Source organism: Shewanella sp. MF05956, assembly GCF_059758055.1.
This window is the reverse complement of the sequence record NZ_JCAYNV010000002.1, coordinates 208,799-220,600: the sequence shown is the minus strand read 5'-3', so window position 1 is coordinate 220,600 and position 11,802 is coordinate 208,799. Positions and strand designations below refer to the sequence as shown.

Annotated in this window: 10 protein-coding genes and 2 tRNA genes; 11 read left to right on the top strand and 1 reads right to left on the bottom strand. The window is 43.9% G+C overall.

What is annotated here, in order from left to right; genetic code table 11:
* Positions 1 to 32 precede the first annotated feature (32 nt).
* Complete coding sequence (gene yhbY / locus AC19MX_RS02870) at positions 33 to 335, bottom strand: ribosome assembly RNA-binding protein YhbY (protein ID WP_160055271.1); 303 nt, start codon at positions 333 to 335, stop codon at positions 33 to 35.
* Positions 336 to 425: 90 nt separating this feature from the next.
* Between yhbY and rlmE the strand changes: the two genes are divergently transcribed.
* The 11 genes from rlmE to infB all read left to right on the top strand — a co-directional run bounded on the left by rlmE (position 426) and on the right by infB (position 11,748).
* Positions 426 to 1,055: a 23S rRNA (uridine(2552)-2'-O)-methyltransferase RlmE gene (gene rlmE / locus AC19MX_RS02865; protein ID WP_432399038.1), complete on the top strand. Its 630-nt coding sequence runs from the start codon at positions 426 to 428 to the stop codon at positions 1,053 to 1,055.
* A gap of 45 nt (positions 1,056 to 1,100) precedes the next feature.
* A complete protein-coding gene (gene ftsH, locus AC19MX_RS02860; protein WP_432399037.1) occupies positions 1,101 to 3,050 on the top strand; it encodes an ATP-dependent zinc metalloprotease FtsH in 1,950 nt (649 codons plus the stop codon).
* A 123-nt stretch (positions 3,051 to 3,173) separates the two neighbouring features.
* A complete protein-coding gene (gene folP, locus AC19MX_RS02855) occupies positions 3,174 to 3,953 on the top strand; it encodes a dihydropteroate synthase (protein ID WP_432399207.1) in 780 nt (259 codons plus the stop codon).
* Positions 3,954 to 4,056: 103 nt separating this feature from the next.
* Entirely contained in the window at positions 4,057 to 5,394 is a 1,338-nt protein-coding gene (gene glmM / locus AC19MX_RS02850) for a phosphoglucosamine mutase (RefSeq protein WP_432399036.1), read from the top strand.
* 138 nt (positions 5,395 to 5,532) lie between these two features.
* Positions 5,533 to 6,315, top strand: a complete 783-nt coding sequence (gene tpiA / locus AC19MX_RS02845; RefSeq protein WP_188954199.1) for a triose-phosphate isomerase — start codon at positions 5,533 to 5,535, stop codon at positions 6,313 to 6,315.
* A gap of 4 nt (positions 6,316 to 6,319) precedes the next feature.
* Positions 6,320 to 6,655: a preprotein translocase subunit SecG gene (gene secG, locus AC19MX_RS02840; protein ID WP_188923917.1), complete on the top strand. Its 336-nt coding sequence runs from the start codon at positions 6,320 to 6,322 to the stop codon at positions 6,653 to 6,655.
* Between the two features lie 13 nt (positions 6,656 to 6,668).
* Positions 6,669 to 6,755: transfer RNA gene (locus AC19MX_RS02835), tRNA-Leu, on the top strand.
* Positions 6,756 to 6,837: 82 nt separating this feature from the next.
* Positions 6,838 to 6,913: transfer RNA gene (locus tag AC19MX_RS02830), tRNA-Met, on the top strand.
* Positions 6,914 to 7,084: 171 nt separating this feature from the next.
* Positions 7,085 to 7,540 (top strand): ribosome maturation factor RimP, encoded by a 456-nt coding sequence (gene rimP, locus AC19MX_RS02825; protein ID WP_160055251.1) that lies wholly within the window; start codon positions 7,085 to 7,087, stop codon positions 7,538 to 7,540.
* 31 nt (positions 7,541 to 7,571) lie between these two features.
* Positions 7,572 to 9,071 carry a transcription termination factor NusA gene (nusA, locus tag AC19MX_RS02820; RefSeq protein ID WP_432399035.1) on the top strand — a complete coding sequence of 500 codons (1,500 nt, stop codon included), beginning with the start codon at positions 7,572 to 7,574 and terminating at the stop codon, positions 9,069 to 9,071.
* Between the two features lie 25 nt (positions 9,072 to 9,096).
* On the top strand, positions 9,097 to 11,748 hold the full coding sequence (gene infB / locus AC19MX_RS02815; protein ID WP_432399033.1) for a translation initiation factor IF-2: 2,652 nt from the start codon (positions 9,097 to 9,099) through the stop codon (positions 11,746 to 11,748).
* Positions 11,749 to 11,802 lie beyond the last annotated feature (54 nt).

The following is an 11,802-nucleotide window of genomic DNA, read 5'->3' as shown; positions in this document are numbered from 1 at the left end:
AAATCAGCGGCTTTTTCACAACGAATGGTTTACTATTTTTTTGCTTTTGGCAAAGCTATCTTCATTTCTGGTGAATGACGGAAGATAACTAATACATGACCGATAAGTTGCACTTTCGCAGACTGGGTTTCACGTATAATGGCGTCAACGATGGCATTTTTTAGCTCTCTGTCTGCAGAGGCTACTTTCACTTTAATCAATTCATGATGTGTAAGAGCGCTATCAATTTCAGCCAGAACACCTTCAGTTAGTCCGTTGCCACCAAGCAGCACCACTGGCTTTAGACTGTGCGCCAGACCTTTTAAATGCTGTTTTTGTTTGGTTGTTAAGTTCATTTGTACCAACTTTTTCTGAGTTACTGTTGAAAAACCGGTATTCTACCCTTATATAAGGCTTATGTAACTCTGAATCGTTGCGGAATTTAAATGGTAACCAAAAAACGTACAGCGAGTTCGACTCGCTGGATGCAAGAACACTTTCACGATCACTATGTGAAATTAGCGCAAAAAAGAGGCTTACGCTCACGTGCTGCATTTAAGTTAGAAGAAATCCAGCAAAAAGACAGCTTGATTAGATCTGGCATGACAGTGGTAGATTTAGGGGCCGCCCCCGGCGGATGGTCACAAGTTGCAGTTAAACTAGTGGGGGACAATGGTAAAGTCATCGCGTGTGACATTTTACCGATGGACCCTATTGTTGGCGTAGATTTTCTTCAAGGTGATTTTAGAGAAGACAAAGTATTACAGGCATTGCTTGACCGAGTAGGGCAAGATAAAGTGGATGTGGTACTATCAGATATGGCACCGAACATGAGTGGTTCGGATGTTGTAGATCAACCTAGAGCAATGTATTTAGTGGAATTAGCGCTAGATATGTGTCATCAAGTGTTGGCGCCTAATGGCTGTTTTGCTGTTAAGGTCTTTCAGGGGGAGGGCTTTGACGAGTACATGAAAACAGTTAAAGAGGCATTCAAAGTAGTAAAAACCCGAAAACCAGACTCCTCTAGAGCGCGCTCTCGAGAAGTCTATCTAGTGGCGACTGGTTACAAGTTGTAGTAGTCTAACGTTAATAATCGCAGGACTGTTAAGAGGTCTAGTAATTTGAGTGACATGGCAAAAAATTTAATACTCTGGGTTGTCATCGCTGTTGTGCTGATGTCAGTGTTTCAGGGTTATTCCCCCTCTTCTTCGAATTCGCAGAAGATGGATTACTCCGCCTTTTTGGACAACGTCCGAAATGGTCAAATCAACACGGTCGAAATTAAAAGCGACCAAAGAACGATTGAAGGGACTAAACGTACCGGCGAAAAGTTCACCACTATTATGCCTATGTATGATCAAGATTTGATCAATGATCTTCAAGCTAAAGGTATTGACTATAAAGGCCAGGAAGCTGAAGAATCTGGTTTCTTAACTCAAATCTTTATTTCATGGTTCCCAATGTTACTGCTGATTGGAGTATGGATTTTCTTCATGCGACAAATGCAAGGTGGTGGCGGTAAGGGCGCAATGTCATTTGGTAAAAGTAAAGCCAAACTGATGAGCGAAGACCAAATCAAAACGACTTTTGCTGATGTTGCCGGTTGTGATGAAGCAAAAGAAGAAGTGAAAGAGCTAGTTGATTATTTACGTGACCCGACTAAGTTCCAAAAATTAGGCGGCCGTATTCCTACTGGTGTATTAATGGTTGGACAGCCTGGTACCGGTAAAACGTTACTAGCTAAGGCTATTGCGGGTGAATCCAAAGTGCCATTCTTTACCATTTCAGGTTCTGATTTTGTGGAAATGTTTGTGGGTGTTGGTGCATCTCGTGTGCGTGACATGTTCGAACAAGCCAAAAAGTCAGCTCCATGTATTATCTTTATCGATGAAATCGATGCTGTAGGTCGCCAGCGTGGCGCAGGCGTGGGTGGTGGTCATGATGAACGTGAGCAAACATTGAACCAGTTGCTGGTTGAGATGGATGGCTTTGAAGGTAATGAAGGCGTGATTGTCATTGCGGCAACTAACCGTCCAGACGTACTCGACTCTGCGCTACTTCGCCCAGGTCGATTTGATCGCCAAGTTGTTGTTGGCTTGCCCGATGTACGTGGTCGTGAACAAATCCTTAAAGTGCACATGCGCAAAGTGCCTTTGTCTGACGATGTTAAAGCAAGCGTTATCGCTCGTGGTACGCCTGGTTTCTCTGGTGCTGATTTAGCTAACCTAGTCAATGAAGCGGCCTTGTTTGCTGCTCGTGGTAATCGCCGCGTTGTTGGTATGGAAGAGTTTGAACGCGCCAAAGACAAGATTATGATGGGTGCAGAGCGCCGTTCTATGGTGATGTCTGAAGAAGACAAAGAGATGACCGCTTATCATGAAGCTGGCCATGCGATTGTAGGTTGCTTAGTGCCAGAGCACGATCCTGTGCATAAAGTGACCATCATTCCTCGTGGACGAGCTCTGGGTGTCACCTTCTTCTTACCAGAAGCCGATGCTGTTAGCCAAAGCCGTCGCAAGCTTGAATCGCAGATTTCTGTAGCCTACGGCGGACGTTTAGCTGAAGAACTTATTTACGGTAGTGAAAAAGTCTCTACAGGTGCATCGCAAGACATTAAGTACGCCACATCAATTGCACGTAACATGGTTACCCAATGGGGGTTCTCTGACAAGTTGGGGCCTTTACTGTATGCAGAAGAAGAAAACGAAGTTTTCTTAGGCCGCAGTATGGGTAAATCTAAAGCGATGTCAGGTGATACTGCGTCATTAATTGACTCTGAAATCAAAATGTTTATCGATAAAAACTATCAACGTGCGCAAACCATGTTGACTGAAAATATGGATATTTTACATGCGATGAAAGATGCTTTGATGAAATACGAAACAATTGATTCGTTGCAAATTGATGATTTAATGCATCGCCGTGAAGTACGAATGCCTGCCGAATGGCAAAAAGATGAATCGTCTGATGACAAAGATGGCGGAAACAGCGCGCCTAAAGTTGAAGATGAGAAGTCTGAAGAGAAACCTAAAACTGATATTAGTGACGCAGATGAATCACCTGCTAAATAAATAATCAAATCAATAAAGAAAACCCCGAAAGGGGTTTTCTTGTTTTTAATCTACGTTAGGACATTACCTGTGTTTCAATTAACTCATGCCAGTAAAACCCTCGATTTAACAGCACCAATCGTGATGGGGATTGTTAATGTCACCCCTGATTCTTTTTCTGATGGCGGCGCATATAGTGATTTTGAGCTGGCGTGCCGTCATGTTGATGACATGGTTGAGCAAGGTGCATTAATGATCGATGTCGGCGGTGAGTCAACAAGACCTGGCGCTACAGAGGTATCCATTGAGCAGGAGTTGGCTCGAGTTATTCCTATTATTGAATATATTGCTAAAACCCATAATGTGTGGATTTCAATCGACACCAGTAAGCCTGAAGTGATGGAGGCCGCAGTCGATGCGGGCGCTAATTTAATCAATGATGTACGTGCATTACAATTACCTGGTGCGCTAGCCATGGCAGCGTCGCTTGATGTGCCTATTTGCTTAATGCACATGCAAGGCGAACCTCAAACTATGCAAGATGCTCCAGCTTACGATGATGTAGTAGATGAAGTTGCTGCATTTTTCGAATTGCGTATCGCGTATTGTGAAGCTGCGGGTATTGAGCGCGAACGATTAATTCTTGATCCCGGTTTTGGCTTTGGTAAAACTTTAGCGCATAATTACCGTCTATTAGCTATGTTACCTAAGCTACATGAGTTTCATTTGCCGGTATTAGTCGGCTTATCTCGTAAAAGCATGATTGGCAACTTATTAGGTCGTGATACTGACCAACGTCTTGCCGGCAGTTTAGCGGGGGCATTAATTGCGGCGCAACAAGGCGCGCAGATTATTCGTGTTCATGACGTAGCTGAAACAGTTGATGTACTAAAGGTAATGTCAGCCACCATGGAACAGTTATAATTATCTCGGTTGTTGTATATGTATATGTATATGTATATGGCAATCCGTAATCGCAAAATCATAATAATATTTAACACAAAGTGAATCACTTAAGTGGGGAACTGTGAAGCAAAGAAAATTTTTTGGGACTGACGGCATTCGCGGCAAAGTGGGTGACGGAAAAATGACCCCTGAGTTGGCATTAAAACTTGGTTGGGCTGCGGGTCGTGTTTTGTCCAGAAATGGCACTCAAAAAGTCATCATTGGCAAAGACACTCGTATTTCAGGGTATTTATTTGAGTCAGCATTAGAAGCCGGCTTATCTGCCGCGGGTTTAAATGTGTTGTTATTAGGACCAATGCCGACTCCTGCAGTGGCCTATTTAACCAGAACATTTAGAGCCGAAGCGGGTGTGGTTATCAGTGCGTCGCATAACCCTTACTACGACAATGGTATCAAATTCTTTTCAACTGACGGCAGCAAGCTTGATGATGCTATTGAGCTTGAGATTGAAGCCGAACTTGAAAAGCCTCTAGTGTGTGTCGAGTCTCATTTATTAGGTAAGGCGCGCCGTATAGAGGATGCCGCTGGGCGTTATATTGAATACTGCAAAGGAAATTTCCCGGCAGATCATACTTTGGAAGGATTAAAGATTGTCGTAGATTGCGCTCATGGTGCGACTTATCATATCGCTCCGAATGTATTTAGGGAATTGGGTGCAGATGTTATTGCTATTGGTGATAAACCAAACGGTTTAAACATTAACGACAAAGTTGGCGCCACCTCAATGGCCAAAATATGCGAAACGGTATTAGCCGAAAATGCTGATTTAGGCATCGCCCTCGATGGTGACGGCGATCGCATTATGATGGTTAACAATCGTGGCGAAGTCATAGATGGCGATCAAATATTATATATTTTAGCCGTAGATGCGCAAAAGCGTGGTATTTTAAAAGGCGGTGTAGTGGGTACCTTAATGTCTAATTTAGGGTTAGACTTAGCACTGCAAGCGCTTGATATTCCGTTTGTTCGTTCAAATGTGGGTGATCGGTACGTAATGGAAATGTTAAAGCAACATGACTGGCGTATCGGTGGTGAAAATTCAGGCCACATTCTTAACCTCGATCATGGTACCACTGGCGACGGTATTGTAGCTGGTATTTTGGTACTTGCCGCAATGAGAAGACAGCAAGCAACGCTTGAACAACTCACTGAGCCAATGAAGATGTTACCTCAGGTACTGGTGAATGTTCGCTTTGAAGGAACCACCAATCCACTCGACACCGATGCGGTTAAAATGGCGCAGGTAAAAGTGGAAGCACAATTGGGTGCTCGCGGACGAGTATTACTGCGTAAGTCAGGTACCGAGCCGTTAATCCGAGTCATGGTCGAAGGAGATGACCACTCGCAAGTACTTGCACATGCAAATAGTATCGCAGAGGCGGTAAAAGCAGCATGTTAATTATTTGAATATTCAGGAATGTCGTTGCGCGCTTAAAAAGTAGACGCTTCGACCATTAATCTGAAATATTCCCCTTTTAGCTATTGTAACTTGATAAGTGGTTCGCTATTATTCACGCCGCTTTCAAAGGAGACAGTGATGGCACTCAGACGTCCTATGGTAGCTGGCAACTGGAAAATGAATGGTAATTCAGCATTAGCTGAAGAGCTTTTTAAGAAGTTTGCCTCGAAGCTCCAAAATGATTCAGCTGAAGTGGTTTTATGCCCGCCTTCAATTTATCTTGAAAGTGTTAGGCAACTGCTTGAAGCAAATAAGCAAACGTTAGACGGTGCGCTTGTTAGAATGGGCGCGCAAAATCTAAGTCAACATGACTTTGGCGCGTACACCGGTGAAATATCTGGGCAGATGCTAAAAGATTCAGGATGTCGATATGTTATTATCGGCCATTCCGAACGTCGCCGTATGTACGGAGAGACGAGTAATATTGTGGCAGAAAAATTTGCTGCTGCACAAAAACACGGACTCACACCGATACTTTGTGTTGGTGAATCAGGTCCAGCTCGAGAAGCAAGACGCACCTTTGAGGTGATTGCTGAAGAGTTAGATATTGTTATTGAAAAAAACGGCACCATGGCTTTTGATAACGCGATTATCGCCTACGAACCTTTATGGGCAGTAGGAACGGGTAAAAGCGCTACACCAGAGCAGGCACAAGAAGTACATGCGTTTATTCGCAGCCGCCTCTCTGAAGTGTCTCCATTTATTGGAGAGAACATTAGGATTCTTTACGGTGGTAGTGTTACCCCCAATAATGCGGCAGATATTTTTGCCCAACCTGATGTTGATGGTGGTCTGATTGGCGGTGCAAGTCTGAACTCAACTGAGTTTTTAAGTTTATGTACCATAGCGATGAGCGCGTAATAATATGTACGAAGTTCTTATAGTTGTATACTTGGTGGTTGCGTTAGGTCTAGTAGGCTTAATTTTAATTCAACAAGGAAAGGGTGCCGATATGGGCGCATCTTTCGGAGCCGGTGCTTCAGGCACGTTATTTGGCTCAAGCGGTTCAGGTAACTTTCTGACCCGTTCTACTGCTGTCTTGGCGATTGGTTTTTTCGCGTTAAGTTTAGTGATTGGTAATTTAAGTGCCAACCACACACAGCAGAATGATCAATGGAACGATTTAGGTACTGCAGCAGAGCAAATCATTGATGAAGCGCCTGTGCAAACCGAACAGTCAGAAACTAAAATTCCTGACTAGTAAACTAGTTTACGCCGAGGTGGTGGAATTGGTAGACGCGCAGCCTTGAGGTGGCTGTGTCCTAACGGACGTGCGGGTTCAAGTCCCGCTCTCGGCACCAAATTATAACTAACAAACTAAGGATTGTGTTTGATTAGTTATTGCAAGATATGACGTAAATCAATATACTTGCAAACAGTTGACGCGGGGTGGAGCAGTTGGTAGCTCGTCGGGCTCATAACCCGAAGGTCGTCGGTTCAAGTCCGGCCCCCGCAACCAGCTCCTTGTGATTTATTTTCTGTTTGAAATTAAATCGCAATTTACAGGTTCTATAATAAAATGACCTCGTGATTACGGGGTTTTTTGTTATATGGACTTTTAAATACCCGTGATATTGACGGGTTGCTCTGGGGCTTTTAGCCCTTTTTTTGTTTTTTTTGGGGGTCATTTTTGGCAACAATAGAATCCAAGCTAGTTGAAATGTTAACGGTTCCAGTTGAAGCGTCAGGCTTTCAGCTTTGGGGCATTGAATATGTTCAAGCTGGTCGTCATTCAATTCTACGTGTGTTTATTGATCACGAGAATGGCATCAACATTGAAGATTGTGCTGAGGCCAGTCGTCAAGTTAGCGCAGTTATGGATGTTGAAGACCCGATTTCTACAGAATACACATTAGAAGTATCTTCGCCTGGAGTAGATAGACCGTTATTTACAGCAGCGCAGTATGCCGCTTACATCGGTGAAGATGCGAAAGTACAGTTGACTATGCCTGTTGCGGGTAGTCGAAATCTAAAAGGCGTCATCACTAGTGTTGATGGGCAAATGCTCACCATCAAAGTTGATGGTAAAGACTTGATTGTTGCTTTGGATAACATCCGCAAAGGCAACATTATCGCTAAGTTTTGATAGTTTCAGGTGAAGAACGAGGCAAGACCAAATGAATAAAGAGATCCTGCTAGTCGCAGAAGCGGTTTCCAATGAAAAAGGCGTTCCGCGCGAAAAGATTTTTGAAGCGCTAGAAATTGCTTTAGCTACTGCTACCAAGAAAAAATACGAAGGTGATATTGAAGTTCGTGTTGCCATTGATCGCAAAACAGGTAACTACGATACTTTCCGTCGTTGGATGGTGGTTGACGATAAGGGTGAAGCCTTAGAAAACCCGTACAGTGAAATCACACTTGAAGCCGCTCTTTTTGAAGAGCCAGGTATTCTAGTGGGAGAGTATATTGAAGACCAAATTGACTCAGTCGCATTTGATCGCATCACAACACAAACTGCTAAACAAGTTATCGTACAAAAAGTACGTGAAGCTGAACGTGCACAAATTGTGGAACAGTTTATTGAGCGTGAAGGCGAAATTGTTACTGGTATCGTTAAGAAAAGCTCACGTGAAAGTATTGTTGTTGATTTAGGCAACAATGCAGACGGTGTTATATTTAGAGAAGATTTAATCAGCCGCGAATCATTTCGTCCTGGTGACCGTGTTCGTGCATTATTGTACGCAGTACGCCCAGAAGCGCGTGGTGCTCAGATATTTTTAACACGCAGCAAGCCTGAAATGTTAATCGAGCTTTTTCGTGTAGAAGTGCCTGAAATTTACGACGAGCTAATCGAAGTAATGGGTGCTGCACGTGATCCTGGTGCCCGAGCTAAAATCGCGGTTAAGTCAAATGACCGTCGCATCGATCCGATAGGTGCTTGTGTTGGTATGCGTGGTGCACGCGTACAAGCCGTTTCCAATGAATTAGGTGGCGAACGTGTTGATATCGTGTTGTGGGATGATAATCCTGCTCAATATGTGATCAACGCCATGGCGCCGGCTGATGTTGCGTCTATCATTGTGGACGAAGATAACCACTCGATGGACATCGCTGTTGAAGCTGACAGCTTAGCGCAAGCTATTGGCCGTAACGGTCAAAACGTACGTTTAGCGACTCAACTAACTGGTTGGGAACTGAACGTAATGACAGTAGAAGACATGAACAAGAAACACCAAGCCGAAAGTGCGAAAGTGATTGATTTGTTTGTTGCTTCGCTAGATGTAGACAAAGATTTTGCGGCAGTACTGGCTGATGAAGGATTTACTTCGCTTGAAGAAATCGCTTATGTACCAGAATCTGAACTACTCGCAATAGAAGGCTTTGACGAAGGAATCGTCGCGGCATTACGTGAACGTGCAAAAGCAGCTATCTCGACAAGAGCTCTAGCTACTGAAGAAGCGTTAGATGGTGCAGAGCCAAGTGATGACTTATTAGCATTGGAAGGATTAGAAAGACATTTAGCTTATGTTCTCGCGAGCAAAGGCGTAGTGACTTTAGAAGACTTGGCCGAGCAAGGTATTGACGATTTAATTGATATTGAAGAATTAACAGAAGAAAAAGCAGGTGAGCTTATTATGGCTGCCCGCAACATCTGTTGGTTTGGCGAAGAAGCATAAGTCGATCAACAGGGGGATTTAATTGATGGCAGATACAAGCGTAGAAAAATTAGCAGCAGAAGTAGGAAAATCGGTTGAGCGTTTAATCGAACAATTTTCAGATGCTGGTATTAAGAAACAACAGAAAGATACCGTTTCAGAACAGGAAAAGCAGCAGCTTTTAGACTTTCTGAAAAAACAGCACGGCGCAGATTCTGCACCGACTAAAATGACGCTTCAGCGTAAAACAGTGTCAACGTTAAGCGTTGCAAGCACTGGTGGTCAATCTAAAGACGTGAAAGTAGAAGTCCGTAAAAAGCGTACTTTTGTTAAACGTGATGACACTGATTTAGCTAAACAAGCTGAATTAGAAGCGCAAGAAAAAGCCCAGGCTGAAGCGGAAGCTAAAGCAAAGGTTGAAGCAGAAGCAAAGGCAGCAGCAGAAGCGAAAGCAAAAGCTGATGCAGAAGCCAAGAAAAAAGCAGAAGCAGAAGCCAAAGTGAAATCAGAAAAAGCGAAAGCAGAGCCAAAAGCGCCTAAAGTAACCGATCCAGAAACTGCAGCAGCAAAAGCTGAAGCAGAGCGCTTAAAAGCAACTCAAGAAGCGGTATTAACCGAAAAGCAGAAAGAAGAAGCAGCGCAAGCGGCAGAAAAAGCTCGCAAATTAGCTGAAGAAAACTCGAAGCGTTGGGCCGATGAAGAGCGTTTACGCCTAGAAGCGGAAAAGAACAGCGATCACCACATTACAACGTCTAAAGTTGCTCGTGCAGCAGAAGACAGTTCTGATGCCGATGATGAAAAACGTGGTCGTCGTGCACGCAACAAAAACACCAATAAGAAACGTGGTGGTAAAGATGCGCGTGACGGTCGTGAAAAACACATGCGTAATCGCAGTACTGCACCACAGTCAATGGCGCATGGCTTTAACAAGCCAGCCGCAGCTGTAAGCCGTGATGTACGTATCGGCGAAACTGTTACCGTTTCTGAACTTGCTCACTTAATGGCAATTAAAGCCACTGAGATCATCAAGCAAATGATGAAAATGGGTTCAATGGTAACGATTAACCAAGTACTTGACCAAGAAACTGCCCAAATGGTTGCAGAAGAAATGGGTCATAAAGTGGTGCTAATCCGTGATAACGAATTAGAGCATCAAGTACTGCAAGACCGTGATGACAATATCAAGCTTGAGTCTCGTGCACCTGTTGTGACCATTATGGGCCACGTTGACCATGGTAAGACATCTCTACTTGATTATATCCGTCGTGCAAAAGTTGCTGCTGGCGAAGCCGGTGGTATTACTCAGCACATTGGTGCATACCATGTTGAAACTGACAATGGCATGATCACCTTCTTAGACACCCCTGGTCACGCGGCATTTACGTCAATGCGTGCTCGTGGTGCTAAAGCGACAGATATCGTTATTCTTGTTGTTGCTGCCGATGACGGTGTAATGCCGCAGACGATTGAAGCTATTCAACATGCTAAAGCCGGTAACGTGCCGTTAATCGTAGCGATTAACAAAATGGATAAGCCAGATGCTGATCCTGAACGCGTTAAGAGTGAGCTGTCTCAACACGGTGTTATGTCTGATGATTGGGGCGGAGATAACATGTTCGTTCACTTATCAGCCAAAACGGGTGAAGGTGTTGATGCACTGTTAGAAGGTATCTTGTTACAAGCTGAAGTGTTAGAACTTAAAGCGGTACGCGATACTATGGCAGCTGGTGTGGTTATTGAATCGCAACTTGATAAAGGTCGTGGCCCAGTAGCAACTATCTTGGTTCAAGAAGGTACATTACGCCAAGGCGATATCGTTTTATGTGGTTTAGAGTACGGTAAAATCCGTGCAATGAAAGACGAAAACGGTAAAGCAATCACTGAAGCGGGTCCTTCTATTCCTGTTGAGATTTTAGGTCTTTCAGGTGTTCCTTCAGCAGGTGATGAAGCTACTGTAGTTCGTGATGAGCGTAAAGCACGTGAAGTCGCACTTTATCGTCAAGGCAAGTTCCGTGATGTTAAGTTAGCGCGTCAGCAGAAGTCTAAGCTAGAAAACATGTTCGCGAACATGGAAGAAGGTGAAGTACAAGAGCTGAACATCGTACTTAAAGCTGATGTACAAGGTTCATTAGAAGCAATTTGTGAATCATTAACTAAACTGTCTACAGACGAAGTTAAAGTGAACATCATTGCGCGTGGCGTAGGTGCACTAACTGAAACTGATGCAACCCTTGCAGCAGCATCAAATGCAATTTTAGTCGGCTTTAACGTCCGAGCGGATGCACAGGCTCGTAAGACTATTGAAGCAGAAAGTGTTGATTTACGTTATTACAGCATCATCTATAACTTAATTGATGAAGTTCGTGCTGCAATGACCGGTATGCTTGCACCAGAATTTAAGCAAGTTATTATTGGTCTAGCTGAAGTTCGTGATGTGTTTAAGTCTCCTAAACTAGGCGCTATTGCCGGTTGTATGGTTACCGAAGGTCTTGTTAAGCGTAGTGCGCCTATTCGTGTACTTCGTGAAAACGTGGTTATCTTCGAAGGTGAACTTGAATCATTACGTCGCTTTAAAGACGATGCACAAGAAGTCCGTAATGGCATGGAATGTGGTATCGGCGTGAAGAACTATAATGACGTTCGCGTAGGAGACCAAATTGAGGTCTTCGAAATAGTCGAAATAGCTCGCACCTTATAAGCACCATTGGAAGGGCGGCATTAGCCGCCCTTTTTGATTGTATACCCAACGTTA

Coding starts and splice junctions, on each gene's coding strand:
- yhbY (WP_160055271.1), bottom strand. CDS start 335: ATGAACTTAACAACCAAACAAAAACAGCATTTAAAAGGTCTGGCGCAC.
- infB (WP_432399033.1), top strand. CDS start 9,097: ATGGCAGATACAAGCGTAGAAAAATTAGCAGCAGAAGTAGGAAAATCG.
- secG (WP_188923917.1), top strand. CDS start 6,320: ATGTACGAAGTTCTTATAGTTGTATACTTGGTGGTTGCGTTAGGTCTA.
- folP (WP_432399207.1), top strand. CDS start 3,174: ATGGGGATTGTTAATGTCACCCCTGATTCTTTTTCTGATGGCGGCGCA.
- rlmE (WP_432399038.1), top strand. CDS start 426: ATGGTAACCAAAAAACGTACAGCGAGTTCGACTCGCTGGATGCAAGAA.
- nusA (WP_432399035.1), top strand. CDS start 7,572: ATGAATAAAGAGATCCTGCTAGTCGCAGAAGCGGTTTCCAATGAAAAA.
- tpiA (WP_188954199.1), top strand. CDS start 5,533: ATGGCACTCAGACGTCCTATGGTAGCTGGCAACTGGAAAATGAATGGT.